General features: G+C 69.3%; 28 protein-coding genes. 14 read left to right on the top strand and 14 right to left on the bottom strand.

Annotated features, from left to right (window positions below; all coding sequences use genetic code 11):
• On the top strand, positions 1–1131 hold the full coding sequence (locus ACQP0P_RS17745; RefSeq protein WP_433377901.1) for an acyl-CoA dehydrogenase family protein: 1131 nt from the start codon (positions 1–3) through the stop codon (positions 1129–1131).
• Positions 1132–1138: 7 nt separating this feature from the next.
• Here the strand turns inward: ACQP0P_RS17745 and ACQP0P_RS17740 are convergent, their stop codons facing one another.
• Together ACQP0P_RS17740 and ACQP0P_RS17735 are read right to left on the bottom strand one after the other, a co-directional pair.
• Complete coding sequence (locus ACQP0P_RS17740) at positions 1139–2443, bottom strand: acyl-CoA dehydrogenase family protein (RefSeq protein WP_433377898.1); 1305 nt, start codon at positions 2441–2443, stop codon at positions 1139–1141.
• Positions 2440–3192 (bottom strand): enoyl-CoA hydratase/isomerase family protein, encoded by a 753-nt coding sequence (locus tag ACQP0P_RS17735; RefSeq protein WP_433377895.1) that lies wholly within the window; start codon positions 3190–3192, stop codon positions 2440–2442. The genes ACQP0P_RS17740 and ACQP0P_RS17735 overlap by 4 nt, the downstream gene beginning before the upstream one ends.
• A 78-nt stretch (positions 3193–3270) precedes the next feature.
• On the opposite strand from ACQP0P_RS17735, the gene ACQP0P_RS17730 reads away from it, so the two are divergent.
• The 6 genes from ACQP0P_RS17730 to ACQP0P_RS17705 are packed head-to-tail and all read left to right on the top strand — an operon-like array spanning position 3271 to position 8928.
• Positions 3271–4545, top strand: a complete 1275-nt coding sequence (locus tag ACQP0P_RS17730; protein WP_433377892.1) for a hypothetical protein — start codon at positions 3271–3273, stop codon at positions 4543–4545.
• A complete protein-coding gene (locus tag ACQP0P_RS17725) occupies positions 4542–5723 on the top strand; it encodes a CaiB/BaiF CoA transferase family protein (protein WP_433377889.1) in 1182 nt (393 codons plus the stop codon). The genes ACQP0P_RS17730 and ACQP0P_RS17725 overlap by 4 nt, the downstream gene beginning before the upstream one ends.
• A gap of 29 nt (positions 5724–5752) precedes the next feature.
• Positions 5753–6862 carry an acyl-CoA dehydrogenase family protein gene (locus ACQP0P_RS17720; RefSeq protein ID WP_433377887.1) on the top strand — a complete coding sequence of 370 codons (1110 nt, stop codon included), beginning with the start codon at positions 5753–5755 and terminating at the stop codon, positions 6860–6862.
• A 20-nt stretch (positions 6863–6882) separates the two neighbouring features.
• Positions 6883–7686, top strand: coding sequence for an enoyl-CoA hydratase/isomerase family protein (locus tag ACQP0P_RS17715; RefSeq protein WP_433377885.1), 804 nt, complete (start codon positions 6883–6885; stop codon positions 7684–7686).
• Positions 7687–7726: 40 nt separating this feature from the next.
• Positions 7727–8470, top strand: a complete 744-nt coding sequence (fabG, locus tag ACQP0P_RS17710; protein WP_433377882.1) for a 3-oxoacyl-ACP reductase FabG — start codon at positions 7727–7729, stop codon at positions 8468–8470.
• Positions 8470–8928 (top strand): MaoC family dehydratase, encoded by a 459-nt coding sequence (locus tag ACQP0P_RS17705; protein WP_433377879.1) that lies wholly within the window; start codon positions 8470–8472, stop codon positions 8926–8928. The genes fabG and ACQP0P_RS17705 overlap by 1 nt, the downstream gene beginning before the upstream one ends.
• Before the next feature lie 107 nt (positions 8929–9035).
• On the opposite strand, the gene ACQP0P_RS17700 is transcribed toward ACQP0P_RS17705, so the two are convergent.
• The 4 genes from ACQP0P_RS17700 to ACQP0P_RS17685 form a co-directional block, all read right to left on the bottom strand.
• Positions 9036–10037: an LLM class flavin-dependent oxidoreductase gene (locus tag ACQP0P_RS17700; protein ID WP_433377876.1), complete on the bottom strand. Its 1002-nt coding sequence runs from the start codon at positions 10035–10037 to the stop codon at positions 9036–9038.
• 10 nt (positions 10038–10047) lie between these two features.
• Positions 10048–10926 carry an amidohydrolase family protein gene (locus tag ACQP0P_RS17695; protein WP_433377873.1) on the bottom strand — a complete coding sequence of 293 codons (879 nt, stop codon included), beginning with the start codon at positions 10924–10926 and terminating at the stop codon, positions 10048–10050.
• Between the two features lie 90 nt (positions 10927–11016).
• Positions 11017–12213, bottom strand: coding sequence for an acyl-CoA dehydrogenase family protein (locus tag ACQP0P_RS17690; RefSeq protein ID WP_433377870.1), 1197 nt, complete (start codon positions 12211–12213; stop codon positions 11017–11019).
• Positions 12214–12296: 83 nt separating this feature from the next.
• Positions 12297–13574 (bottom strand): CoA transferase, encoded by a 1278-nt coding sequence (locus ACQP0P_RS17685; protein WP_433377867.1) that lies wholly within the window; start codon positions 13572–13574, stop codon positions 12297–12299.
• A 154-nt stretch (positions 13575–13728) separates the two neighbouring features.
• Here ACQP0P_RS17685 and ACQP0P_RS17680 point away from each other — a divergent pair, with 154 nt between their 5' ends.
• The 3 genes from ACQP0P_RS17680 (at position 13729) to ACQP0P_RS17670 (ending at position 15936) form a co-directional block, all read left to right on the top strand.
• Entirely contained in the window at positions 13729–13992 is a 264-nt protein-coding gene (locus tag ACQP0P_RS17680; protein ID WP_433377864.1) for a hypothetical protein, read from the top strand.
• The gene (locus ACQP0P_RS17675; RefSeq protein ID WP_433377861.1) at positions 13989–15005 is read left to right on the top strand and encodes a MaoC family dehydratase; all 1017 of its coding nucleotides are present in this window, start codon (positions 13989–13991) and stop codon (positions 15003–15005) included. The genes ACQP0P_RS17680 and ACQP0P_RS17675 overlap by 4 nt, the downstream gene beginning before the upstream one ends.
• A 181-nt stretch (positions 15006–15186) precedes the next feature.
• Positions 15187–15936 (top strand): GntR family transcriptional regulator, encoded by a 750-nt coding sequence (locus ACQP0P_RS17670; protein WP_433377858.1) that lies wholly within the window; start codon positions 15187–15189, stop codon positions 15934–15936.
• 304 nt (positions 15937–16240) lie between these two features.
• Here the strand turns inward: ACQP0P_RS17670 and ACQP0P_RS17665 are convergent, their stop codons facing one another.
• Positions 16241–17551: an FAD-binding oxidoreductase gene (locus ACQP0P_RS17665; RefSeq protein WP_433377855.1), complete on the bottom strand. Its 1311-nt coding sequence runs from the start codon at positions 17549–17551 to the stop codon at positions 16241–16243.
• A 39-nt stretch (positions 17552–17590) separates the two neighbouring features.
• Positions 17591–17851: a hypothetical protein gene (locus ACQP0P_RS17660; protein ID WP_433377852.1), complete on the bottom strand. Its 261-nt coding sequence runs from the start codon at positions 17849–17851 to the stop codon at positions 17591–17593.
• A gap of 60 nt (positions 17852–17911) precedes the next feature.
• Here ACQP0P_RS17660 and ACQP0P_RS17655 point away from each other — a divergent pair, with 60 nt between their 5' ends.
• Positions 17912–19345 (top strand): PLP-dependent aminotransferase family protein, encoded by a 1434-nt coding sequence (locus ACQP0P_RS17655; protein ID WP_433377850.1) that lies wholly within the window; start codon positions 17912–17914, stop codon positions 19343–19345.
• Between the two features lie 141 nt (positions 19346–19486).
• Here the strand turns inward: ACQP0P_RS17655 and ACQP0P_RS17650 are convergent, their stop codons facing one another.
• Genes ACQP0P_RS17650 through ACQP0P_RS17640 form a run of 3 tightly spaced genes read right to left on the bottom strand, consistent with a single transcriptional unit; the run spans position 19487 to position 21837 of the window.
• Positions 19487–20746 (bottom strand): RNA polymerase sigma factor, encoded by a 1260-nt coding sequence (locus tag ACQP0P_RS17650; RefSeq protein WP_433377847.1) that lies wholly within the window; start codon positions 20744–20746, stop codon positions 19487–19489.
• A complete protein-coding gene (locus ACQP0P_RS17645; protein ID WP_433377844.1) occupies positions 20743–21111 on the bottom strand; it encodes a YciI family protein in 369 nt (122 codons plus the stop codon). The genes ACQP0P_RS17650 and ACQP0P_RS17645 overlap by 4 nt, the downstream gene beginning before the upstream one ends.
• Before the next feature lie 30 nt (positions 21112–21141).
• Positions 21142–21837, bottom strand: a complete 696-nt coding sequence (locus ACQP0P_RS17640; protein WP_433377841.1) for a DUF998 domain-containing protein — start codon at positions 21835–21837, stop codon at positions 21142–21144.
• Positions 21838–22033: 196 nt separating this feature from the next.
• Between ACQP0P_RS17640 and ACQP0P_RS17635 the strand changes: the two genes are divergently transcribed.
• Positions 22034–22513, top strand: a complete 480-nt coding sequence (locus ACQP0P_RS17635; RefSeq protein ID WP_433377838.1) for a hypothetical protein — start codon at positions 22034–22036, stop codon at positions 22511–22513.
• Between the two features lie 136 nt (positions 22514–22649).
• Positions 22650–22823 carry a hypothetical protein gene (locus tag ACQP0P_RS17630; protein ID WP_433377835.1) on the top strand — a complete coding sequence of 58 codons (174 nt, stop codon included), beginning with the start codon at positions 22650–22652 and terminating at the stop codon, positions 22821–22823.
• A gap of 1 nt (position 22824) precedes the next feature.
• On the opposite strand, the gene ACQP0P_RS17625 is transcribed toward ACQP0P_RS17630, so the two are convergent.
• The 3 genes from ACQP0P_RS17625 to ACQP0P_RS17615 form a co-directional block, all read right to left on the bottom strand.
• Positions 22825–23082 carry a GNAT family N-acetyltransferase gene (locus ACQP0P_RS17625; protein ID WP_433377832.1) on the bottom strand — a complete coding sequence of 86 codons (258 nt, stop codon included), beginning with the start codon at positions 23080–23082 and terminating at the stop codon, positions 22825–22827.
• A gap of 121 nt (positions 23083–23203) precedes the next feature.
• Complete coding sequence (locus tag ACQP0P_RS17620; RefSeq protein ID WP_433377829.1) at positions 23204–23497, bottom strand: hypothetical protein; 294 nt, start codon at positions 23495–23497, stop codon at positions 23204–23206.
• Positions 23498–24087: 590 nt separating this feature from the next.
• Positions 24088–24468: a hypothetical protein gene (locus ACQP0P_RS17615; RefSeq protein ID WP_433377826.1), complete on the bottom strand. Its 381-nt coding sequence runs from the start codon at positions 24466–24468 to the stop codon at positions 24088–24090.
• A 185-nt stretch (positions 24469–24653) separates the two neighbouring features.
• Between ACQP0P_RS17615 and ACQP0P_RS17610 the strand changes: the two genes are divergently transcribed.
• Positions 24654–25622, top strand: coding sequence for a GlxA family transcriptional regulator (locus tag ACQP0P_RS17610; protein WP_433377823.1), 969 nt, complete (start codon positions 24654–24656; stop codon positions 25620–25622).
• Positions 25623–26490 lie beyond the last annotated feature (868 nt).

Raw genomic sequence — 26490 nt, 5'->3', positions numbered from 1 at the left:
ATGGATTTCGCCGACGATCCCGCCGAAGCCGAATTCCGGGCGGGTCTGCGCGCCTGGTTGCACGCCCATCTCGCCGAGCACCGCGACGGCACCGGATACGAGTCCGCCGCGGCCGTCGAGCGGACCCTGCGCTGGCACCGCGCCCTGGCCGCGGCGGGCTACGTGGGAATCTCGCTGCCCGCCGCCTACGGAGGGCGCGGCCTGCCGGATGCCTACGAGGCCATTCTCAACGAGGAACTCGCGGTCGCGGGGGCGCCTCCGTCGCCGCCCATCGGCCACATCGCTCACGCCGTGGCGGACTTCGCGGGCGAGGAGCTCAAGGCCCGGGTGCTTCCCGGGCTTCTCGACTGCACTGAGGTGTGGTGCCAGGGCTTCAGCGAACCCGGGGCAGGCTCGGATCTGGCCGGGCTCTCCACCACGGCGACGCTCGACGGCGGCCGGTTCGTCGTCAACGGCCAGAAGATTTGGACCAGCGGCGCGATGTGGTCGGGCTGGTGTCTCCTGCTCGCGCGGACGGAGCCGGACCGGCCGCGCCACCGCGGCCTGTCGATGCTCGTCGTCGACATGCGGTCCCCCGGCGTGGACTGCCGTGAGATCGTGCTTGCCAGCGGCAGCCGCGAGTTCGCCGAGGTCTTCTTCGACGGCGTGACCGTGCCCGCGGCCAACCTGATCGGCGAGCGCGGCCAGGGCTGGCAGATCGCGATGCACATGCTGTCGTACGAGCGCGGACCCGCCGACATGGGATGGGTCGGACGGCTCGGCCGCGTGCTGGCCGCCGCATGCGACGACGTCCGGTCGGGCCGGGTGGCCGCCGACGCGGGTCTGCGCCGCCGCCTCGCGGAGGCCACCGTGGAGGTCCAGGTGATGCAGTGGCACGTGGCGCGGTCGCTGGCGAACCGCGCCACGGACGCCACCGGATCCGCCGGCTCGGTCGACAAGCTGCTGGCCACACGTGTCGAGCAGAACCTCTACCGCGTGATCAGCGATCTCGCGGGACCGTCCTTCGTGCTGGGCGCGCCGGGTCCGTTCTCGGACTACCTGTGGTCGCGTGCCCAGTCGATCTACGGCGGCACTCAGCAGATCCAGCGCCAGATCGTCGCGCAGCGGGTGCTCGGGCTTCCCCGGGCATGAGTCCCGCTCAGCTCCGGGGCAGTTCCCGCCAGGGCCTGCCCCGGTAGGGGTCGAAGTCCTTCGGCAGTCCCAGGACCCGTTCGGCGATCACGTTCTTGTTGACCTCGGTGGTGCCGCCCTCGATGGTGTTGGCACGGCTGCGGAGCAGTCCACGGACCTCCGCCGGCATGCCATCCCAGTATTCGGCGGGCGTAGAGGCCGATCCGCGCCACGCCATGGCGTCCTCGCCCAGCAGGTCCGCGGCCATCTCCTGGACACGCTGGTTGAGCTCGGAGCCGTGCACCTTGCCGATCGAGCTCTCCGGTCCCGGTGGGAGGTTGCCGGCGAGCCGGTCACGGACGCGCTGGTTCGTCCAGGTACGAGCCTGCTCCTCGCACCACAGCCAGACGATGTGCTCGCGGGTCGCCGGGTCGTCCCAGCCGCCCGGCAGGCCGGCCGCGCTCCGTCGGCGAGCCAGACGTACGAGATGGGAGGCGCTCACGCCGCCGATCCGATCGACGCCACCCGATCCCGACCCGGACGCCATCTGCCGCTCCCCGCTGAGAGTCGCCTGCGCGACCCTCCAGCCGGCGCCGGCCTCGCCGACCCGGTGACCGTCCGGGACCCTGGCACCGTCGAAGAACACCTCAAAGAACTCCGTCTCCCCGCCGATGTGAGGGAGCGGCCTGACCTCGACGCCAGGCTGCCGCATCTCCATGAGGAAATAGCCGATGCCCTGGTGCTTGGGCAGGTCCGGATCGGTGCGGGCGAGCAGGACGCCGAAGTCGGCGCGATCGGCCCACGTCGTCCACACCTTCTGGCCGGTCACCACCCAGGTGTCGCCGTCGCGCTCGGCCCTCGTCGACAGCGAGGCGAGGTCGCTGCCGGAACCGGGCTCGCTGAACAGCTGGCACCAGAACTCCTCGGCCCGGACGATCGGGCCGAGGAAGCGGCGGCGCTGTTCCGGAGTCCCGTGCGCGAACAGCGCCGGGGCGACGAGGTTGAGCCCGAGGGGGTTGAGCCTCGGGAGATGGTACCGGCGCAGCACCTTCTCGACGGCCGCGGCGACGGGCCGCCTCCAGCCGAGCCCGCCGTGCTCGACGTCCCAGGTCGGGGCGACCAGGCCGGAGGCACCGAAGACGGGATACCACGCCTGGTACTCCTTGGGCGACCTGACCACGCGTACCGCGCGCGCGCCACCTCTCTCCCCCGCCTCGCGCCACGGCTTGGGCACGTGGGCCTCGATCCACGCCCGGACCGCCTCGACGGCCAGGTCGGGCCGCACGTCCGGTCCGACCGGCACCTCAGTGAACGCCGGCTGCTGCTCTGTCATGGCTGAACCTCTCCGTCGCTCTGGTGATGCATCGGTCGCGGCGCCGCTTCGCGGGCCGCTGTGAGCGCTCTGGCCAGGCCGAGTTCCTCCGACCGCCAGAGCGCCTGCTTGATCCGCCGCACCGACACGGGGTGACCGCGGGCGATCGCTTCGGCCACGCGCTGCGCCGCGTCTCGCAACTCCTCTCCGTCGACCACCTCGCCGACCAGTCCCAGCCGGCGCGCCCGCGTGGCGTCGAGGCGCTCGTGCACCCCGATGAGCGCGAGGCGGGCGGCGACCGTGGCCGGCATCCGGTGCACCAGGCCGACGGCCTCCCAGGCGCTGACCTGGCCGACGCTGACGTGGGGGTCGACGAAGGTGGCGTGACGCGCGGCGAGGACGACGTCGGCGTCGACCACGAAGTGCAGACCTCCCCCGGCGCACACCCCGTTGACGGCGGCGACGACCGGCGTGCCGACGCCGAGATGCCAGCCGGTCAGCTCCAGCGCCGCGTCGCGGGTGCGCCGGCTCGACTCCCGCAGGCTCGCGGGGTCGCGGGCGAGGGCCGCCATGTCCAGCCCGGTCTGGAACGCCTTGCCGCGCCCGGACACGACGATGCAGCGCACGTCCTCGTCCCGGTCGAGCTCGCGCCAGGCGCGCGGCAGTTCGGCCATCATCACGGCGTCCATGGCGTTGCCGGCGTGCGGCCGGTCGAACACAAGCCAGCCCACCGGCCCGTGACGCTCGACGAGCAGCGTCTCGTACACCATGCGCCCCCCTCTTCCTCGACATGTCGAATCTTATAGTTATAAGATAGCAAAGAAAAGGCGAGAGGACGTCCAGGCAGCATGGCTCCGACGGATGAGAAGACCCAGCCCCGCATCACGGACGAGGGGGTGGCGGCACTGCGTGCGCGCATCGGCATCGCCCAGCCCAACCCGGTGCCGCCCCACTACCTGCGGCCCGGCACCGACGCGTTCCGCATCGCCGCCCGCTCCTACGGCGACGACAACCCGCTGTGGTGCGACCCCGGCTACGCCGAGCGCTCCCGCTGGGGCCGCCCGATCGCCCCGTTTCCGCTCGTGGGCGGCGACAGCGTCATCGGCGAGGACGTGCTGACCGAGACCGACCTGGCCCGGCAGGACGAGCTGAAGGGCGACCCGCTGCGCGGTGTCCACGCCTTCTACTCCGCGTGCGAACGCGAGTGGTGGTCGCCGTTGTACGCCGACCGGGCCGTCCACCGGCGCAACGCCCTCGTGGGCGTGCTCGACAAGCCCAGCGAGTTCAGTGGACGCGCCGTCCACGAGTGGAACGCCAACGTCTTCGCCGACGCCGACGGCACCCCGCTCGCCGGGCAGTACCGGCTGATGATCCGCACCGAGCGCACCGAGGCGCGCAAGCGCAAGAAGTACGACGACGTCGCGATCGAGCCCTGGACCGAGGAACGGATCGCCGAGATCGACGCCCGGTACACCGCCGAGCGGCCCCGCGGCGCGGAGCCGCGATGGTTCGAGGACGTTCACGAAGGCGACGCGATCACCCCCCTCGTCAAGGGTCCCCTCACCGTGACCGACATCGTCTGCTGGCACACCGGCATGGGCATGGGCGTCTACGGTGTCGCGCCCCTGCGTCTGGCGCACCGGAACCGCCGGCGCATCCCGCGCTTCTACCATCGCGACGAACTCGGGGTCTGGGACGCCATGCAGCGGGTGCACTGGGACCCGGAGTTCGCGCGCCGCTCCGGCAACCCCACGACCTTCGACTACGGGCGGATGCGTGAGACCTGGATGATCCACGCCTGCACCGACTGGATGGGCGACGACGCCTGGCTCTGGCGGCTGCGCGTGGAGTTCCGCCAGTTCAACTACATCGGCGACGCCCAGTGGATCACCGGCACCGTCGTGCGCAAGCACCTCGTCGAGGACGGCCACGGCGTCCACCCGGCCGTCGACCTCGAACTGGCCGCGACCAACCAGCGCGGCCAGGTCACGGCGCCGGGGACGGCGACCGTCCTGCTGCCGAGCCGCGAGCACGGACCCGTCGTCCTGCCCGAGCCGATCGGCGGTGCGAGCACGCTCGACGGCACGCTGCAGGCCGCCATCGAGCACTTCTCCCGGACATGACGGCACCACTCGACGGCCTGCTGGTCGTCTCGATGGAGCAGGCCGTCTCGGCGCCGTACGCGACCCGCCAGCTCGCCGACCTGGGAGCACGCGTCATCAAGGTGGAGCGGCCCGACGGCGGCGACTTCGCCCGGCACTTCGACACCCACGCCAACGGCACCGGGGCGCACTTCGCCTGGGCCAACCGCAACAAGGAGTCGCTGACGCTCGACGCCAAGGCGCCGCGGGGCCGTCGCGTTCTCGAGGCCCTGCTGGCGCGGGCCGACGTGTTCGTGCACAACCTCGTACCCGGGGCGGCCTCCCGCCTGGGCCTGGACGGCGCGACCCTGCTCGCCGGGCATCCGCGGCTCGTCGTCTGCGAGATCTCCGGCTACGGCACCGGCGGCCCGTACGACGACCGCAAGGCGTACGACCTGCTCATCCAGGCCGAGGGCGGCCTGACGACGATCACAGGGAGCCTGGAGCACCCGATCAAGCCGGGCATCTCCGTGGCCGACATCGCGGCCGGAATGTTCGGGTTCTCCTCCGTGCTCTCGGCGCTGCTCGGCCGCGAGCGTACGGGCGAGGGCTGCGTTCTGGAGGTGTCGATGCTCGACGCCCTGGCCGACTGGATGGGCTACCCCCTCGTCGTGCACAAGCACGGTTCGGTACCCGGCCTCGCGTCCGGCATGAGCCACCCGTCCATCGCACCGTACGATGTCTACCGGGCCGCCGACGGCAGGCTCGTGACGGTGAGCGTCCAGAACGACCGCGAGTGGGCGAAGCTCGCCACGGCGGTGCTGGAGAGGCCCGACCTGGCCGGCGATCCCAGGTACGCCACGAACCAGGCGCGCGTCGCTCACCGGGCCGACATCGACGAGCTCCTCGCCTCGGTCATCGGCCGCCTCGGCGGCTCCGAGGCCGTCACCGCGCTACACCGGGCCGGCATCGGCTGCGCCCTGGTCAACGACCTGGCGGAGGTCGTCGACCACCCCCAGCTCGTGTCGCGGGATCGCTGGCTGACCGTTCCCGCGCCGACCGGTCCGGTCGCCACCCCGCTCGCGCCTCCGGTGAGCTCCGCCTGGAAGACCCCCGCCGGCCCCGTCCCGGCCCTGGGCGAGCACACCGACACGATCCTCCGCGAGCTCGGGTACGACGACGCGTCCATCCACCGACTGCACCACGACGGCGTCGTATGAATCGGCGTCGTACAGATCCAGGAGCGGCCATGACCACCACCTCGGAAGAGGACCTCCAGCAGTTCCGTGACAGCGTACGAAGCGCGTTGTCCGAGGTCAGCACCTCCGCCCGGGTCCGCGCGGCCATGATGACCGAGCACGGCCGGGACGATCCCACCTGGCGGCTGCTGGTACGGCTCGACCTGCCCGGCCTGATGCTGCCCGAACGTCACGGCGGCAGCGGGCTCGGGCCCGCGGAGTTCGCCGTCGCCGCCGAGGAGTACGGCGCCTCGCTCGCCTGCACGCCGCTGTTCGCGACCTCGGTGCTCGCCGTCCCCCTGCTGCTCGCGCTGGACGACACCCGGGCGCTGGAGCACCACGGGCGCCGGATCGCCGGCGGCGAGCTCACCGCGACGGTGGCCCTTGCCGAGGCCGGCGCCCGATGGGACGTGTCCGGTGTGCGCACCACCGCGCGGCGCGCGGGGGACGGCTGGCGACTCGACGGCACGAAGCACCACGTGGTCGACGGCGCGACCGCCGATCTGCTGATGGTGGTGGCGCTGACACCGGACGGTCTCGGCGTCTTCGCCGTCGAACGCGGCGCCGCCGGCCTCAGCTCGGAGCCGCTCGTCACACTGGACCAGACACGGAAGATGGCGCGGCTCCAGCTGACCGGTGTGGAGGCCGAGCTCGTCGGGCCGGTGGGCTGCGACGCCGCCCTGGCCGCGGCCACCGACGTCTCCCGCGCCCTGCTCGCGGCCGAGCAGACCGGTGTCGCCCAGCGCTGCCTCGACATGATCGTCGCGTACGCGAAGACGCGCATCCAGTTCGCGCGGCCCATCGGATCGTTCCAGGTCGTCAAGGAGCGGCTGGCCGACGCGCTCATCCAGGTCGAGTCCGCGCGCTCCGCCGTCTACACCGCCACGCGGTCGGCGGACGCCGAGCTCTCACGCAACTCCCTCGTGGCCGCGCTCATGGCGGCCAGGGCGTCGACCTGGGTCACCGCCCAGACGATCCAGCTGCACGGCGGCGTCGGCTTCACCTGGGAGCACGACGCGCACCTGTACTACAAGCGTGCGCGCACGAGTGCCCGCCTGCTCGGGCAGGTCGACGAGCACGTCGCCGCGCTGAGCGAGCTGCTTGAACACGAAGTCGCATGACAGGAGAGGACATTCCAGGCATGACCACGTACGAGACCATCAAGGTGGAGCGCGACGGCCCGGTCGGCTGGCTGGTCAACAACCGGCCCGAGGTGCTCAACGCCATGAACAACGCGATGCGTGAGGAGCTGGCGGACGCCTGGCTCGAACTTGACCGCGATCCCGCCGTACGGGTCATCGTGCAGACCGGCGAGGGCCGTGCCTTCCAGACGGGGGCCGACCTCAACGAGATCACCACCGACGGCGTGGGCATGGAGCGCTACCAGGACAGCGTGATCGACTTCGATCTCCATTTCACCTCCTGGCACCAGAACGTCGCCAAGCCGGTCGTCGCGGCCGTCAACGGCCTGTGCGCGGGCGGCGGCCTGCACTTCGTCGCCGACGCCGACATCGTCATCGCGGCCTCCGACGCGACATTCTTCGACCCGCACGTCAGCGTGGGCCAGGTGACCGCGATCGAAGTGATCGGCCTGGCCAAGAAGATGCCTTTCGAGGCGGTCATGCGCCTGGCGCTCGTCGGCGCCCATGAGCGGATGACGGCACAGCGTGCCTACGAGCTAGGGATGATCAGCCAGATCGTCGACCCGCCCGAGAAGCTGCGGGAGGCCGCGCAGGAACTCGCCGAGAAGATCGCGCGCAACTCCCCTGCCGCCATGGCCGCGACCAAGAAGTCGCTGTGGGCGGCTCTCGAGCTGGGACTCACCGACGCGTGCCGCATCGGCTCGCAGCACCTGGTCAGTATGTGGGGCCATCCGGACCAGACCGAGGGCCCCCTCGCCTTCGTCGAGAAGCGAGCACCTCGCTGGGTCGACCGGACCTCGTGACGTCCACCTGATGACCGACGAATGACGAACGGAACGAGACGTGAACCTTCTTGACGGCCGCAGCGCCATCGTCACCGGGTCCGCTCAGGGGATCGGTCTGGCCATCGCCTCGGTCCTGGCCCGGCATGGCGCGGCGATCGTGGTCAGCGACATCAACGCCGAAGGGGCCAGGTCGGCGGCCGCCGACCTGGAGGCCCGAGGTCATCGGGCCGTCGCCGTGCCGTGCGATGTGACCGATGAGGACGCCGTCGACGCGCTGGTGAACACCTGCCATGAGACGTTCGGGACAGTCGATGTCATGGTCAACAACGCGGGCGTCACCCGCGACTCCACCATGGCGAAGATGACCCTGGAGAACTTCAAGACCGTCGTGGACGTGCACCTGACGGGGGCCTGGCTCGGCACCCGTGCCGCCGGCCGGGTCATGAGAGCCCAGGGCCGGGGCTCCATCGTGAACATATCCTCAATTTCAGGAAAAGTCGGTAATTTCGGGCAGACCAACTACAGCGCCGCCAAGGCGGGCATCGTCGGGCTCACCAAGGCCGCCGCACGCGAGCTGGCCAGGTACGACGTCCGCGTCAACGCGATCCAGCCGGGCCTTGTCCGCACGGCCATGACGGCCGCCATGCCGCCCGAGGTTCTCGCGAGGATGGTCGCGGACATCCCGCTGGGCCGGATCGGCGAGCCCGAGGACATCGCCAAGGCCGTCCTGTTCCTCTCCTCGGATCTGTCCGGGTTCATCACCGGCACCGTGACCGAGGTCGCCGGCGGAAGGAACATGTAGTGCGCGTCTTCAGAGACCTCGGCGAGTTCAGGACCTGCGTCGGTGAGACGCTCGGCACGAGCGACTGGCTGGCGATCGACCAGGAGCGGATCAACGCGTTCGCGGAAGCCACCGGCGATCACCAATGGATCCACGTCGATCCGGTCCTGGCCGCGGACGGCCCCTTCGGCACGACCATCGCGCACGGCCACCTGTCCCTGTCGCTGCTGCCGGTCCTGGTCGGTCAGATCTACCGGATCGACCGCGTGCGAATGTCGATCAACTACGGTCTCAACCGGGTGCGTTTCCCGAGCCCGGTGCCGGTGAACTCACGCGTGCGGGTCAGCACCCTGCTGCAGGAGGCGGAGGACGTCGCCGGCGGCGTCGGGGCGGTGCTGCGCTCGACGATGGAGATCGAGGGCGGACGGAAACCGGCCTGCGTCGCCGAGACCGTCAGCCGCTACTACGCGAGCCCATGATGACGGCCGGGGTCCGGTCGCACCTGGCTGCCAGGTGCGACCGGACCCCGTGGCCTGCCGCTGATCACACAGTGGAGCAGGACCTCCATATGGCGTCCCGCGCGGTCCTACCAGCTCTTGAGCGTCGGCAGGACCTGATCGGCGAAGCGCTTGAGATCGGCGTACGCCTCGTCCGGCGGGGTCCCCCCGGCCGGCCCCGAGTGAACGATGTCGGTCAGCGGGAGCGACCTGACGAACCCCTCCAGCGTCCCGATCACCGTGTCCGCGTCACCGATCAACTCGAAGTCCCGGTATGCCTCCGGTGATGGCGGCAGGCCGTAGTGCAGGCCCTGGTCGCCCATATCGTCGCGGATCCGCCGGTAGAAGTCCCACCGCTCGAAGATGAGATCCTTACGCCGATCCCACACCGCGTCCGGACTCTCGTCCGTGACGGTGATGGACCACGGATTCGAGATCCGGACCTGATCGCGTGGCACGCCGGCCTCCGCCAGGCCGGCGAAGTACGCCTCGTGAAACGCCGGGTCGACGGAGGCCCCGTGCAGGTGGGCGCCTACCTGGCCGGCGCGACGGGCGGCCGGCGGTGCGGTGGCGGCGACCCACAGAGGCGGGTGGGGCTGTTGCAGCGGTGCCGGCCGCACCACGACATCGTGCAGGTCGTAGTAACGCCCCGTGTAGCTGAACGGCCGCTCCGTCCAGGCGCGCTTCAGCACCTCGATGCCCTCCTGCATGCGGGAGGGCCGGGTCTTCGGCGAATAGCCGAGTGCGCGATATTCCGCGGCGCTGTGTCCCGACCCGACCGTGACGTCGAGCCGCCCTTCCGAGAGATGGTCCAGCACCGCGGTCTCCTGCGCCAGCATGGCCGCGTGGTGCAGCGGAAGGATGTATACGTAGGAGCCGATTCGGATGGTCCTGGTGCGCTCGGCCAGCAGCGTCAGGAAGACCGGCACCGACGGGGCATAGCCGTCCGGCTGGAAGAAGTGCTCCTGCACCATCACGTAGTCGAAGCCCATCGCCTCCGACTCGCACATCAGGCGGAGGCAGTCCTCCCAGTGGTCGCGCCACGGCCGTCCCAGCGGATTACGCAGGTCCATGGTGAACCCAACCTTCATGGCGATCTCCTCAGATCCTGTAGCAGCGCTCGGCATTGGCCGCGAACACCTGGTCCCGCTCCGCCGCGGTGAGCCCGCTCGTCGCGCCCAGGTACGCGTCGACGAGCTGGGCGTACGTCCCGAACAGCGAGTCGACCGGGAAGTTGCTGCCGAAGAACGTCCGGTTCGTGCCGAAGACGTCCAGGCATGTCTCGATCCATGGGCGCAGGACCGTCCCGTCGAGCGTGTGCAGCGCCATCGGCAGGCCGGAAATCTTGCAGCTAACATTGTCCAGGCGGGCCAGGGCCGCCAGGCCGTCCCGCCATGCGGCAAGGTGCGCCGGATCCGCGCTGTCCGGCCAGCCGGCATGTTCGAGGACCACCGAGAGCCCCGGCACGTCGCGCAGCAGCGGCAGCCAGCCCTCGACCTCGGCGGGCCGGATGACCACGTCGAGCACATGGCCGCCCGCGTCCAGCAGTTCCACCAGCGTGCGGGTCACCGGGTCCACCGGGTCGAAGCCGTACAGGACCCGGATCCCCCGGAACAACGGGCTCTCCGTCTGGACGGCGATGTCCCGGGCGACGGCGGCGGCGTCCGATCCCGGCTCGACGGCGCCGATGACCGCGCCCACCAGACCGCTGCCGGGGGCGAGGGCGTCGAGCCAGCGGGCCTCGTCCAGGTGACTCCCGGGTGCGGTCACCGCCGAGACGTGGACCGCCTTGTCCACGACGACCCCCGCGCCGGAGGCGTCCGCACGGTATTCCGCGGGCAGGTAGTCCCTCCGGAGGGCGGCCATGTCCCCGATGCCGAAGCCGTCCTCACCCTCAGGCGGATCGAGCGCGGGATACCACTTGTGCGCGGTCAGATGCCACAGATGCATGTGAGTGTCCACGAAGCGAACGTCGGACATAGGGCACCTCGTTTTCAATCATTACAAGAATAGAAAAGATACTTGTGATCGAAGGCGATGTCCATGGAACGAGGCGCCCGCATCCGGGCGTCACGCGCGCAACCTGTAGTCCTCCAGCACACGCCGACCGATGATCATCCGCTGGATGTCCGCGGTGCCCTCGCCGATCAGCAGCATCGGGGCCTCCCGGTAGAGGCGCTCGATCTCGTACTCCTTGGAGAAGCCGTAGCCCCCGTGGATGCGGAACGACTCCTCGACGACGTCACGGCAGTACTCCGACGCCAGGTACTTGGCCATGCCGGCCTCAAGGTCGTTGCGCTCACCGGAGTCCTTCTTGCGCGCGGCCATGACCATCATCTGGTGTGCGGCCTCGACCTTGGTGGCCATGTCGGCGATCCGGAACAGCACTGCCTGGTGGTCCGCAATGCGCTTGCCGAAGGTCTCGCGCTGCTGCGCGTACCGGACGCCGAGCTCGAAGGCGCGCAGCGCGACGCCGCATCCCCGGGCGGCGACGTTGACCCGGCCGACCTCGACGCCGTCCATCATCTGGTAGAAACCACGCCCCGGAGCCTCACCGAGGATCTGCGCGGCGGAGGTGCGGTAACCATCGAAGACGAGCTCGGTGGTATCGACGCCCTTGTAGCCCATCTTCTCGATCTTGCCGGGCACCGTGAGACCCGGCTCGACCTCGCCGAACCCCTGCCTCTTCTCCACCAGGAACGTGGTCATGTTCCGGTAGACGGACTCGGCGCCCTCATCGGTCTTCACCAGCACCGCGACGAGGGTCGCCGACCCGCCGTTCGTGAGCCACATCTTCTGGCCGTCGATGACGTACCCATCGCCCTCCCTCACTGCGCGGGTCTTGATGGCGGACACATCCGATCCACAGCCCGGCTCGGACATCGAGAACGCCCCGCGCACCTCGCCGGTGGCCATCCGCGGCAGGTAGCGCCGCTTCTGCTCCTCGGTTCCGTGCCGCATCAGCATGTAGGCGACGATGAAATGCGTGTTGACGATCCCCGACACGCTCATCCAGCCCCGCGAGATCTCCTCCACGACCAGGGCGTAGGTCAGCAGCGACTCGCCGAGGCCGCCGTACTCCTCCGGGATGGTCAGGCCGAACAGGCCCATCTGCCGCATCCGGTCGACGATCGCCTGCGGGTACTCGTCGGCGTGCTCAAGGCGCTGCGCCTCCGGGATGATCTCCTTGTCGACGAAGTCACGGACGGTGTCGAGGATCTCCTGCTGGACATCGGTGAGTCCTGCGGTATGCGCAAGCCGGCCCATCGGTCGGTTCCTTTCCTTCGCATCTTTCCGATCTCGCGGAGCACCTCCGGACGGGAGGGGCGAGTCGGGCAACCACGGCGCTGTCAGTCCGCGGGTCCGGGCCGCTCCGCGGGGCGCTCGGCCCGGGCGGACACGACCCGGCGCGCGTGCAGGTCCCGGATCTCGTCATCCCGCAGGCCGAGACCGCGCAGGATCTCGTCGGTGTGCTCGCCGAGCACCGGAGCCCGCACGACGTCCCTCCGGCGGGTCGCGCGCACGGCGATGGGCGAGCCCGGCGCGAGATGCTCGCCGACACCGGGCTGGTCGATGACGTCCATCATCGGGTTGGCGCGCACGTCGCCGGCCTGCTCGCCGACGAGATCGGCGAACGTCCCGTAGGCCGACCACAGCACCGATGTCCCGCGCAGCCGTTCCCGGATCTGCGCCAGATCGTGGGCGCCGAACCAATGCTGAAGCAGCCCGGCCAGCACCTCGCGGTAGGCGAAGCGGTCACCCTCCACCGAGAAGTCGGCGCCCAGGCCGCGTTCGAGCGCGGCGACGGCGTCCGCGAACCCGGTCACCGCGAGAAGGTCCCGCCAGTGCCGGGACGTCAGGGCCACCACCATCACCTGCTTCCCGTCGCGTGAGACGAAGTCCCGCCCGAAGCCGCCGTACAGGTGGTTACCGACCCGCGGACGGGTGGCCCCACCGACCTGCGCCTCGGCGAGGAACCCGAGATTGCCGGCCATGGCGAGGGCCACGTCGTACAGTGCCACGCTCATCGCCTGGCCCTGCCCGGTCGCCTGCCGGCGGCGATCGGCGCCGAGGATGCCGATCGCCGCATACAGCCCGCAGGCCACGTCCCACGCGGGCAGAACGTGGTTGACGGGATCCGCGTGCCCCTCCGGGCCGGTCACCATGGGGAAACCGATGGCCGCGTTGACGGTGTAGTCCACCGCCGGCGCGCCGTCGTGGTGGCCCTCGATCTGCAGGTGGATCACGTCGGGCCGGCGCTCCGCGAGCGCCTCGAAGGTCAGCCACGACCGGCCGACCGAGTTGGTCAGCACGATGCCGCCTCCCGGCCCCGAGTCGGTGATGAGCCGCGTGACGATTTCCCGGCCTTCCGCCGAGCGCAGGTCCACGCAGAGCGAGCGCTTCGCCTTGTTCAAACCCGCCCAGTACAGACTCTGCCCGGAGGGGGCGAGCGGCCAGCGGGAATGGTCCGGCGCCCCGCCGAGCGGATCGACCCGCACCACGTCGGCCCCGAGCTGTGCCAGCGTCATGCCGCCGAGCGGCGCCGCGACGAACGATGAGACCTCGACGATCCGCATGCCGGCCAACGGCTTGTCGGCGGCCGGGGCGGTTCCTGGAGCGGCGATCACCGAGCACCTTCCTTCACAATTTGTACGGCCATATTGGCCTCGCCATCCACAGGTGTCAATGCTGTCCCATTGACACCTGTGGATCAGGCGTGAGAATTTGGCCGCACATTTCGACTCGACCTGTCCTGAGATCCGCCCGCTGGGAAGGTGGCCTGTGGATTCTGTGGTGCGCCGCTCCTGCCTGTCCGTCCCGGCGTCGGAGGCGTTCACTCTGGGCGCCGACGAGATCGTCATCGACCTGGAGGACTCCGTCACGCCCGACGTGAAGCCGCGGGCACACACGGTCTGCGCGGCGCCGGCGCGGGCGGAGCGTGACGGTAGCGGCGCCGTCGCCGTCGACGGCGAGATGGTCGATCCGGCCGTGGTGCTCGTCGGCCGCCGGACACTGTCCCGCGCCGGGGTTGGAGGCTCGCGATGAACTCCGCCGGCCCGCACCCCGTGCCGGTGGACGGCCCCTACTTCGAGGACCTTCAGATCGGTCAGCGGTTCGACAACGCTCCCGCCGTCACGCTCACCGAAGGGCTGGCGGCCGCACACCAGGCGATCGTCGGTTGTCGCCTGCCACTGGCGCTGAACCACCGCCTGTCTCGGCGGGTGACCGGTGACAGCGGGGTCCTGGCCGCGCCCAATCTCGTCTGGGACGTGGCCATCGGGCAGTCGACGATCGCGACGCACACCGTGGTGGCGAATCTCTTCTACCGAGGCGTCGTGTTCCGTCGGGCGCCCACGCTCGGAGAAACCCTGAGCACGGTCACCGAAGTCGTCGGGCTGCGGCAGAATTCGCGCCGCCCCGGACGGGCCGCGACCGGGCTGGCCGCGCTGCGGATCAGCACCGTGGATCAGAACGGCCGCCCGGTGCTCGACTTCTGGCGCTGCGCGATGCTGCCGCTGTGCGACGACGAACGGGAGACCGGGTACGCGGACGACCTGTCCGGCATCGGCGCCTCGCCGTCCCATGAAGACCTCTCAGCGGTGACCTCGCGGTGGGATCTGGCCGTGTACCGCGCGGAGCGGCCCGGCCCGCACCTCGCCGGCCTCTCGCCGGGGATCGTCTTCGACGTGGCGGGCGGTGACGTCGTCTCCTCGGCCCCCGAGCTGGCCCGGCTTACTCTCAACCTGGCCAAAGTGCACCATGACGCGTCCGTGAGCGGGTCAGACCGTCTCGTGTACGGGGGACACACCATCGGGCTCGCACTGCATCAGGCCGTCCGCGCCCTGCCGAACATCGTCACCGTCGTCGGCTGGCACGGATGTGACCACCTCGGCCCGGTCCGGGAGAACGACACGCTGAGAAGCACGATCGAGGTGGAGCGGCTCGATCCGCTTCCCGAAGGCGGGCTCGTCCATCTGCGGTCGCGCGTCCGAGCGGCCGCCTCGGGTGCCGAACCCGCCGATGTCCTCGACTGGCGCTTCGTCGCCGTCCTGGCGTAGGAACTCGGCGTGCGCCACGGACCGGGCAGCCCGCGACCTCGTACCTCGGCGAGTGGCGGGAAAGGCCGGATAGGCTGCACGGTGGGACTCGTCGGCAATGGTGGCAGTGGAGAGGATCCCGCGGTCGTCCTATCCCGCCGACCGGATGGTGACGCGCCGCGCAAGTGAAACCGAGGTGGACATGGCTGCGAGCACCAGCCGTCGGGAGAGCAACTACATCGTGCTCGCCCGAGAAGTACGCAACGAGATCCTGCAGGGCCGCTACGCGGACGGACGGCGCCTCCCGACAGAAGCCGAACTCGCCGAGCGCCATCGAGTGAGCCGGCAGACGGTGCGGCGCGCGTTCCACGATCTGGTCGCCGAGGGCATGGTCTACCGCATCCCGGGACGTGGCACCTTCGCCACGCCCAAGGGCGGCACCTACATCCGGCAATTCGGATCCGTCGAGGACCTCATGAGCCTCTCCGTCGACACGCGGATGGACATCACCGTTCCGCTGCACCGCCAGGTCGACGTGGGCGCGGCGAGCAGACTGCGACTGTCCAGCGATCTCGTCTACAACCTCGCCTTCCGCCGGCTCCATGACACCACGCCCTTCTGCCTGACCACGGTGTTCCTTCCGCCTGCCGTCGGATTGACCCTGGCGTCCGTTCCGGAACTCACGGCCGAGGGGGCGACCAGCGACGTGACCGTCATCGGGCTGCTGGACAGCCGACTCGAGGCGCCCATCGCCGAGGCGGACCAGAGCATCACGGCCACGCCGGCCGACACGTCGACCGCCCAGCAGCTCGGCTGCGCCGCGGGACATCCCCTTCTGCGGATCGATCGCCTCTACTTCGACACCGCCGGGCGACCTGTCGAGCTGGCGATCAGCTATTTCCTGCCCGAGCACTACTCGTACCGCACCAACCTTCGTCGCAGCGTCACGTGATGCCGCTTTCGCGGTGCGAGCGGAAGTCCACTGTCAGCAGGCCATGCATCCCCCGATTTCACCCACGACGTACGACGTGTCGCTCAGTTCGTCACCCGGCGATATGGGTGCCCAGCAGGTTCCGGACAGTCGTCAACATCGTCCGAGCAAGGCAGCCTTCAGCCGACGCCGGATGCGTCGCCGTTCTTCCCGCTCAGGGGCGTCTCCGGTGTCTTGCCCGTCCTGTCCTTGGTTGAATACCTGAGGCTGACCAGGCTCGGCGCCGACCATCTCCTTGATCCTGCAAGAGGGGAGAGCCTGCGGCTCAGGCGAGCACGGGGTAGTTGCTGCGGAAGACCCCGTCCGGGTCACGATGCTGCTTGATCTTCCGCAGCCGATCGATGGCGACGGGGCCGAAAGCGGTCGCCGACGTCTCCCCGGGGGCCAGGTAGGTGAAGGGCTTGCGACCGCTGACGCTGGGAGCGAGGGCGTTGGTGATCTCCTGCTGCCTGGCTCGGATGCCGGCCGCGGCCTCACGCGTGGCGGGCACGCCGAACAGGTAAAGGGAGTAAGGCTCGATCAGAGCGCCGTGCGGGCTGTCGGAGGGGCGAGCCAGGGCGCCGCCCAGATGCCGGATCTGTACGCTGAGCAGTGGATCGATGGGTGCCGACAGCAGACTCTTGACGGCGACATCATCCAGCTGGGTCAGCAGTTCCCCACGGGACAGGCCGGGCCCGGGGGTGGTGGGCTCGGCGGTGATGGAGCCCAGGTCGGCGACCGGGAGGACGTCCCGGCTGTCGGTGATCAGATCGTCGATCCGATCCAGGGAACCGAGCAGTGCCCGTCCCTCGGCCGCGTCGCCAAGATAGGTGGCATCCACCGCCACCAAGGCCGGTGAGCCGGGGAAATTCAGCAGGTCCGCCCAGAGGGTCAGCTCGTCGGGGGCTTGGGCGGTGATCTGGCGGAAGGCCTCCAGTACGGCCGGTGCCTGCGCGGCCGGCCACAGCATGCGTCCGCCGTACAGTGCGGGCGCGGGGTGCAGGTCGAACTCGACCGCGGTGACCAGGGCGAAGTCGCCTCCGCCTCCGCGTAGCGCCCAGAACAGCTCGGCGTCGGAGTCGGCGGTGACCCGGGCGTGAGTCCCTTCGGCGTCGACGATGTCGAAGGCGGTGACACTGTCGGCGGCCCAACCGTAGGTGCGGCCGAACCAGCTGAGGCCACCGCCGAGGGTATAGCCGGTCACGCTGACCACCGGTGAGCTGCCGGGTAGCCCGGTCAGGCCGTACGGCCCGGCTACTGCCTGCACCTGCCCCCAGGTCACGCCCGCGCCGACACGGGCGGAGCGGGCGACGGGGTCCACCCGCAGTTCGTTCAGCCTGCCGGTGCGCAGCAGGATCACCCCGTCCACATCACCGGTGGCGCCGTGGCCACTGGGCTGGGCCGACACCGTCAGCCCCGAGTCGCGGGCGTACCGGACCAGGTCCGCCACGTCGTCGGCGTCGGCCGCCTCGACCACTGCCCGCACCGGCTGGGCGACGGCCAGGTTCCACGGCCGCCGGGCCTGTTCGAAGCCGTCGTCGCCCGCCAGGAGCACAGGGCCGCGGACCAGAGAGCGCAGGTCGTTGAGGTTATTCATGATCTTTCTCTTCTCTGTCGTGTGGGTGAGGAGTGGGGGTCACCGTCGGGCGGGGTTCTGTTCGCTGCCGGAGGGCGCGGCGGACGCGGCATCGGGGGCCGGCCCGCGGGTGGGGCTGAAGCCCAGCGCGGCCAAGGTGGTGAGGACGATGCCGCCGGTGCCCAGGTCACGGCCGCGCAGCGACCGCAGGGGCAGCAGCGGGTCGGAGCAGCGCCGTTCGATCGCCACGAACGCGGCCGGCAGCGCCCAGGCCGCCCCCGGCCGCCGGCAACGCGTCGGCGGGTTGTGGATATCAGTCACCTTTATTACCTCCGCTGAGTAACCTATGGCGGCAATAGACCCCCGATAGGGTGCAATTCCATGGCAGAAGATTGGGTCAATCTGGCCGAGCGCATCGGCACCGACCTGCACCTGGAGCTGTCCGGCCCGAGCGGTCGCCGGGCTGCTCTCATCCACGCTCTCCGCGAGGCCATCCGGTCCGGCCGGCTGACGCCCGGCACCCGGCTGCCGCCCTACCGCTCGCTCGCCGCCGATCTCGGCCTTGCCCGCAACACCATCGCCGACGCGTACGCCGACCTTGTCGCCGAGGGGTGGCTCATCGCCCGCCAGGGTTCGGGGACCCGGGTCGCCCAGCGCGCCCGACCTCCGGCACCAGGGCGATCCCCGCAGGAGACGGCACGGCGAACGCCTACTCCGGTTCACAACCTGCGTCAGGGACAGCCGGACGCCTCCTCCTTTCCCCGGTCCCCCTGGCTCGCATCGGCGCGTCGCGCGCTCACCTCGGCCCCGAGTGAGGCGTTCGGCCCCGGCGATCCTCGTGGTCGGCCCGAGTTGCGGCGCGCGCTGGCCGACTACCTGGCGCGAGCGCGTGGTGTCCGGGCCGATCCCGAACGCGTCGTGGTCTGCTCGGGGTTCGCCCACGCGCTGCGGTTGTTGTTCGGCGGCAAGGTACTGCGCGGCCCGCTGGCCGTGGAGTCCTACGGCCTGGCGTTCCACCGCTCTCTCCTGGCGGAGGCGTCGATCCGCACATATCCGCTGGCCGTCGACGAGGGCGGAGCCCGTGTCGAGGAACTGACCGGCGGTGTGCGGGCGGTGCTGCTCACTCCCGCCCACCAGTTCCCGACCGGCGTGCCGTTGCATCCGGAACGGCGCGGGTCCGTCGTCGACTGGGCCTGCTCGTCCGGTGGCCTGATCCTTGAGGACGACTACGACGGGGAGTTCCGCTACGACCGCCAGCCGGTCGGCGCCGTCCAGGGCCTCGCCCCTGATCGGGTGGTCTACCTCGGCTCGGTGAGCAAGAGCCTGTCGCCCGCGATACGGCTCGGCTGGATGGTGATGCCCGACCAACTCGTCGACGAGATTCTGGCGGTCAAGGGCGAGCGCGAGGCATGGGCGGGCGTCATCGACCAGCTCACCCTCGCTGACTTCATCGACTCCGGGTCCTATGACCGTCACATCCGGCGGATGCGCCAGCGTTACCGCCGTCGCCGCGACCGGCTCACCGCCACCCTCGTCGAACGTGCCCCGCACATTCAGGCGTCCGGTGTCGCCGCCGGACTGCACGCGGTCCTGCGCCTGCCATCAGGTACGGAACGGGCCGCTGTCGCGGCCGCCAACCGGAACGGGCTCGCTGTGGACGGCCTGGCCGCGTTCCGGCATCCGGCCGCCACCATGCCCGCCGCCGACGGTCTGGTGGTCGGATACGCGACGCCGCCGGACCACGCCTTCAACGCGGCGCTGGACGCGCTGCTCCGCGTCCTGCCGCCGCACCGCCGAACGACCTCAGATCGCTGAGGACCGGCTGGACCGGGACGCGGTCAAATCGTCATCGGGATGGCCGTCCGGTGCTGGTGCTGGCCGGGCAACGCCTCCGACCAGGCACTGGGCCGAACAGTCCCGCCCCAGAACGGCGATCTCAGGCTCGCGCCATGTCGTCTATCCACCGCCTGCCTTGCGGGACAGGTATCGGGCCTCGGGCTCGTTCTGGGTCAGCTCGGCGGCGGCGAGGAAGTCGGCTCGGGCCGCTATGGCGTCCCCCTCGGCTTCACGGAGGTGCGCGCGGATCGCGTGCGCGCGATGACGGGTCAGCGGGTGCTGGAGGAGTCCGTGTTCGCGGTCGAGTTGATCGAGCAGGGCGCTCGCTCGCGCGGGGCCGTAGGCCTGGGCGACGGCAACGACCCGCGAGAGCATGACGGGACCTCCGGGCTCGACCTGTTCGAGTCCGAGATAGAGGGCCGCGATCTGCTCCCAGTCGGTCTGGTCGGCGGAGGCGGCGGAGGCGTGGACCACGGCGATCGCGGCTTGCAGCCGGTAGGTTCCGACGGCCCCCTTCGACCACGCCGCGCGGATGAGCTCGGATCCCTCGCGGATCATCGCGCGGTCCCATTTGCTCCGGTCCTGCTCGGCCAGGGGAACGAGATCGCCGTTCTCGGTCGTCCGCGTGGAGCGACGGGAGTCGGTCAGGAGCATGAGCGCGAGGAGTCCGGCGGGTTCGGGATCATCCGGCAGTAGTCCGTGCAGCAGCCGGCCGAGCCGGATCGCCTCCGTGGTCAGGTCGGTGCGCGTGAGCTGCTCGCCGGAGGTGGCTGTGTAGCCCTCGTTGAAGATCAGATACAGCGCGCGCATCACCGCTGAGACGCGGGCCGAGAGGTCGTCATCCGGCGCGAACCGGAAGCGGGCGCCGCTCTTGCGGATCTGCTGCTTCGCTCGGCTGATCCGCACAGCCATGGTCTGCTCCGTGACGCCGTACGCGTGGGCGATCTCTGCGGTCGTCAACCCTCCCACGGCGCGCAGCGTCAGGGCGATCCGGGATGCGGAGGAGAGCGCCGGATGGCAGCAGAGCAGGAGCAGGTTCAGGCTGTCGTCGTGATCGGGACCGACTGCGTCGGAGTCGACGGCATCGGAGCTCGGGGCGAACATGTGCGGTTGCGAGGCGACGTATGCCTCCTCGCGCTGGCGGTCCGCGGACTCGGCGCGGAGAGTATCGATCATGCGACGGTAGGCGACACGGATCAGCCATGATCGGGGCTGTTCGGGGAGTGCGCCCTCGCGCCATTGCCGGCTGGCCGCGAGCAGCGCGTCCTGCGTGGCTTCTTCGGCGACGTCGAAGTGGCCAAAGCGGCGAACCAGCGCGCCGAGCACCTGCGGCGCCTCGGTGCGCAGCAGGTGCTCGAGCGTGTCGGGTCGGGCCGTCACGCGAAGTCGTCACCCATGATGGGCCGGATCTCCATGGGCTCGCCGAGCATCTCGACCATCCTGGCGACTATGTCCTTCGCCCGATCCAGCCCCGACACGTCGATCACGGCGAAGGAGGCGAGCACTTCCTTCAGTTCGGCGAAGGGACCGTCGGTGACGGTGACACCGCTGTCGGACTTGCGCACGGTGGTCGACATGGCCGGATGCCCCAGTCCCTCCGTGCTGACAAACTCGCCGGTGGCGCGCAGTTCCGCCTCGAACTCTTGATACGCGGCGAAGGCGGCGAGGGCGTCCTCTGTCGGGGCGTCTGCCGTTGCCTCGTCCCAGCCGGCGGCCGGTGTGTAACCGAGGATGAGGAACTTCACGATCTCTTCTCTTTGATTCGAACGGTGCTTTCAGGCTACCGAGTCAGTGACGGCGGCGGACGGACGGTCCTTCAGCAGGCGAGCGGCCACGACGGTACACCAGCCGAAGGCGAACAGCCCGGTGACGGCGACCTGGATGCCGGCGATGTCGGGGATGACGGGGAGCAACAGCGCGAGCGTCACGATGCCGTTGCCGATGGCGGCAGGGGGGCGCCGCGCGCGGATGGCGCGAACCAGGGCGATCAGGGCGGCGAGCGCCAGTGCGGTGAACGCGATGATCGCGGCTGCCATGTGCACGGCGGCATGCCAGGAGGTTGCGGCGGCGGGTCCGTCGGGAGTGCCGAGCGGGAATCCGTAGGCAGGATCCTGCGGAAAGACTCCTGCGACGATGAAACCGAGGCCACCGATGGCGATGAGCACGGGAATAGCGCCGCGACCGGCGCCGGTGGTCACGATCTTCCGGTGGCCAATCGCGAGACACACCAGCCCGAGCCCGGTCAGCGCGAAGGTGAGCATCTGGATCCACCCCAGCCCACCGGTGGAGAGTTGACTGATCGGGTGCGCGCGGAGGTCGAATCCGGGGCGGGTCGCCATCTGCACGATCGCGGACAGGTAGAACAGCGGGCCGGCGGCGGCGCCCGCGATCAGCAGAGCCCGCGTCTTCGGCGGTGGGGTGGAGCCTCGGTTCTGATCGGTGACGGCGGGCGCGGTGTGGTGCGTGGTCACGGTGTCCTCCTTCGGTCGACGGAAGTGACGTTGCACCGATACCTCGGAGCCGGGTACCGATTCTTGACATCCGGCGCCTCTTCTCCGCATCCGCGAAGCAGTTCCCTCTTTTTCGCGCGCCGATGTCAATCCGTGCGGTTCGACTCCGAGGTATCGGTGAACGCGACCCGCCGGGCCGCAGGCGAAAGGACACATCATGAACGACAACCCGCTCGACAACGTCACGGCCGAACAGGTCGATGCCTACGGCCTCGGCGAGCAGCCCGCCCCCAGCAGCGCCGTCGCCGCCCTCGACCGGCTCGTCGGCGAGTGGACGGTGACCGGCGGCGCCGAGGGCGTCATCCGATACGAGTGGATGCCCGGACGCTTCTTCCTGCTGCAGCATGTGGAGCTGCAGCAGTTCGGTCAGAGCATCACGGGGCTCGAGGTCATCGGGCGGCTGCATGCCTTCGGAGAGCCCGTCGGGACGGACATCGTCTCCCGGTTCTACGACTCCATGGGCAACACGCTCGACTACGTCTACGAGCTGGACTGCGACACCCTGACGATCTGGGCCGGAGCCAAGGGCAGCCCAGCGTACTTCCGCGGCACCTTCACGGACGGGGATCGCGTGCTCGATGGATCGTGGGTCTACCCCGGGGAGGGCGGCTACGCGTCCACGATGACCCGCAGATGACAGAACCTTTGAGGGCTCGCGCCGCTGACAGCTGCCGGGCGAGCCCTCAAGGTTCCCCTGGTTCAGAAAGGAACAGAGACCGCACGGTACCCCGCTCAACACCGACCGCTGGGACGCGCTTCGCGCCCTCTCGCTCGTGCTCGTCAGCAGCAAGGGCGAGCCGTTCATGCAGAGCGGCACGGCGGAGCTGGCATCCGTGATCGGTGCCCGGCATAAAGTCATTCCCGGAGCGCATCATGGAACACCGATGATGAATCCGTCGTCGCCGATCCCGGCCATGGAGTCTTTCCTCACGGCTGCAGGTGGCTGATTCATCTCGAGAGGGCCTGGCTTCCGGCAGGAAGAGGCTTGCTGAGATGTACGGTTCCGTCCGCGCCTTCGCTCAGGTACAGGCCGATGTTGCGCTCGCTGCGCGATCCGGTGCTGAGAACCGCCCTACCGCAGGCCTTATCGACGGTGGCTTCCGCCTGACGCGGAAGCCACCGTCCGATGCCCGCTCCGCGCAGGTCGGGCACGACGGCGAGGCGACCGATGTGTCCCGTGTCGCCGTCTCGCCGGGTACGGATCATCCCGAGCAGGCCGCCGTCGCGCCACAGGCCCGTGATGTTCCATTGAGCGCCGGATCCCCGCTTTGTCGCAGGATCTCAGCGCTGCGGAGAGCGATGCTCTGCGGACCGGAGGATCCGTTCGTTACTTGACGTACATCCGCGAGTATTTGAAGAGGTTGAAGTATTCACACCAGAATTGCGAGATCTGACCCTTCGCTCGCAGATAGAGACCTCGTTCGTAGCATTTTCCACAGGCGACCGAGCGCTCGCCCGCGAACCGGTCCCCGGGTACCGAACCGGATCCAGGCGGGTTTCGGTCGCAGTAGTCGGCCATCACCGCGGGTGACGTCGACGCCTGGGCGGGCGTGGTGGCGACGGGGAATGCTCCGATGGCGCCGGCCACGATCAATCCGGCCAGCATTTGCTTCTTGCCCATGACTCGCTCCTGATATCTGCTCGAATCTCGAAATCGACATGGCGCCGCAGCCGTTCGCGTCCACGGCGCGGGCCACGGATGCGCTCGGCCGCTGGGTATGCCGGCCGCCGAGCGATTGTCCGAAGGGTCCGTGAAACGCACTGCCGCTACTGTTTCGCCCGGTCGCAGGCCGCTACGGCCACCGCCGACGGAATTCGCGTGTCCACGAGACCGTCCCAGCAGAGGAACCAGCTTCCGGCCGCGGAAGTGGCGCCGATCCAGCAGGCGTCCCTTCTCGGAGGGCTGATCTGATACCCCCCTCCTTCGAGGTACGAGATGCAGGCAGAATAGGTGGCCTGCGCCGGTGACGCGACGACGACGGTGAATCCGGTCGCCGCAGCGGTCACGGCCGCCGCGATGGCCATACGAGAGACTTTCACCATTCGATCCCGCCCTTTCCTGGGTGAACTGTTTCCGATGTGCGTCGTCCTGTGCCTGCCAAGCTGATTTCGACTCGGCGCGATACGCATGTGTACGTCAAGCCGGACGCCTCGGTACCGGCCCTTCTTCCTGCCCTTGGTGATGACATGTCCCGCAGGCTCAGGTCCTGGTCACGCCGATTCCGCCGACGGCCTTACCCCGTTGATGTGCGAACTCGTGCCGACGCTTCTGCATGCCACGCAGAAGAGATGGAGGTCGGCCCATGCGACCGCGCCATTCGAGTTGTTCACCCTCCGGCAGTAGGCGCGCCACTTTCCGGTGGCCTCGTAGAAGGCGCCTGCCGACTGGCATTTCAGACATGCGTTGGGATTCGCATAGGTGGAATCGTAGTAGTAGCCGCCGGGCGGCCGGCTGCTTCCGCATGTAACGGCGGACGACGCGGGGAGATTGTCCGTGGACCGTTGCGCCAGTACGGGGCTTGCGCCCGCTGTCGAGATCGCTAACAGTATGATTCCCCCGGCCGCCGCGGCGACGAGCTTGTTGACCCGCATTCACGCCTCTCCGTTTCCATCGCCGGTGACCGCGTCCCCGCCACGCGCGTACCACGACCTCGGTAGCCGCGTGGCTTTCCTTGCGCTTCAGATCCAACGGCAGGCCGGTCGCGCGAACCATGGCCGGCCTCGGTCCTGTCGGTAAACTTGGGATTCGTGTCGGTTCCCCACCAGAATGGGCACTCATGGACGAGCGGCTGACCGTCGTGATCGGATATCCACAGTCAGAGTTACTGGACATCGCCTCGGTGACCACGCCGCTCCATATGGCCAACCAGCTGGGGGCGGCTCCTCCCTACCGAATACGCCTCGCCACCTCGGGTGGCAGGTCGTTGCCCTGCGACTCGGGTTTGACGCTGGAAAGCCAGGAAGCCCTTGAACGCATCACCGGGCCGCTCGACACCCTGGTTGTCTCCGGTGGGGTCGGTCACGAGGTCGCCGCGGAAAATCCCGTGCTCCTGGCACACATACGTCGACTGGCCGCGGTCAGCAGGCGGGTGGCATCGGTGTGCACGGGCGCGACCCTGCTGGCCGCCGCCGGACTGCTGGACGGGCGGCGCGCCACCACGCACTGGAGGTACGCGGGAACGCTCGCCGCCCACCATCCCAACGTCACGGTTGATCCCGGCCCGCTCTACATCCGCGAGGGACACGTGTCGACCGCGGCCGGCGTCACCAGCGCCCTGGACCTGACACTTGCCTTCATCGAGGAGGACCACGGCCCTCACCTGACCCGCATCGTGGCGCGTGCCCTGGTGACCTATTTGCAGCGGCCGGGTGACCAGGCGCAGATCAGCATGTTCGTGGGCGCGCCGCCGCCGGAACATCCGCTGATTCGGCAGATGATCGACCACATTGTCAACAACCTCGACGGTGATCTGAGCCCTACGACACTGGCTGCCCGGCTGAACGTGAGCGAGCGTCACCTGACCCGGCTCAGCCTGGAGCACTTGGGCCAGACGCCTGGTCGCTTCATCAGGCAGGCACGCACGCAGGCGGCCGAGCAACTCCTCGTCTCGTCATCGCTCTCCGTGGCGGACATCGCGACCCGCTGCGGGTTCGGCTCCGCCGAGAGCCTTCGACAGTCGTTCGTCGCCGAGTTCGGCGCTTCCCCCACCCGCTACCGCCAGGCCCGCGCCAAGCGCTCCGGATGAGGTCCCGAGGTCACACTGCGCCGCCCCCAGCCTGAACAAGGACCGCGTCAGGATGAACGACCTTCGGACTGCGAAAACGCGAGTCGCGTCGTAGCGCGTCAGAACCTCGGTCAGCAGCGGTACAGCGCGCAGGGTGCGGCGCAACTCGGCGTAGGCGCGGGCTTCCAGGGCGATCCCCACGCGGGGCACACCGGCACCGCCCCTAAAAAGCCGGTACGGCAACACGGTCTCCCCCCGTAGCCGCGTTGCCGTACCCAACCAGTAATGACCGTGATCAGGTCGCCATGTCATTCGATGGCGACCACCGTCACTGACCGATCCGCCGTTCTCCCGACCCCTACCAGCTCTCGCTCCACCGGTACCAAGGACCCTGCACATGCTCAAAAGACTGCGCAGCCGCGTCGTCAGGGGAATCCACGGGTTCGCCTTTCGGGCTCCAGACGTAGCCATACGGATCTACGCCCGCCCGGGGGCTCAATTGAAAGTACACCAGATCCTCGTATCGGTGGATTGAAGTGAATTCAAACAATCCGATCTGGCGCGGCTCGTCCGCTGACCTCACATCCGGTTTCACCGTACGCGCCACCTGCTCCATGCTCTCCACAGATCGCGCAAAACGCTCTTTCTCGGACGCTCCGCAAGCAGTCAATGCGATCAACACAATCCCGAAAAGTGGAATCACAATCCATCGCGTGCAGGCTTCCCTTAAAGTAACCCGACTGCTCGCCACAAGTCCCTTCCGAATTTTATATATCCAAACACATCGAAGTGCGCGTGAATCCTATCGAGGCCGGAAGAGATTTCCGCACCGCCTTTTGCCTTGATCGTCTCGTCTGCCATCACCCGCCCCGGAGGGGCGGCGGGTCGG

This window comes from Streptosporangium sp. CA-115845, from assembly GCF_050943795.1.
GTDB lineage: Bacteria > Actinomycetota > Actinomycetes > Streptosporangiales > Streptosporangiaceae > Streptosporangium.
This window is presented reverse-complemented; position numbering and strand designations above follow the sequence as displayed.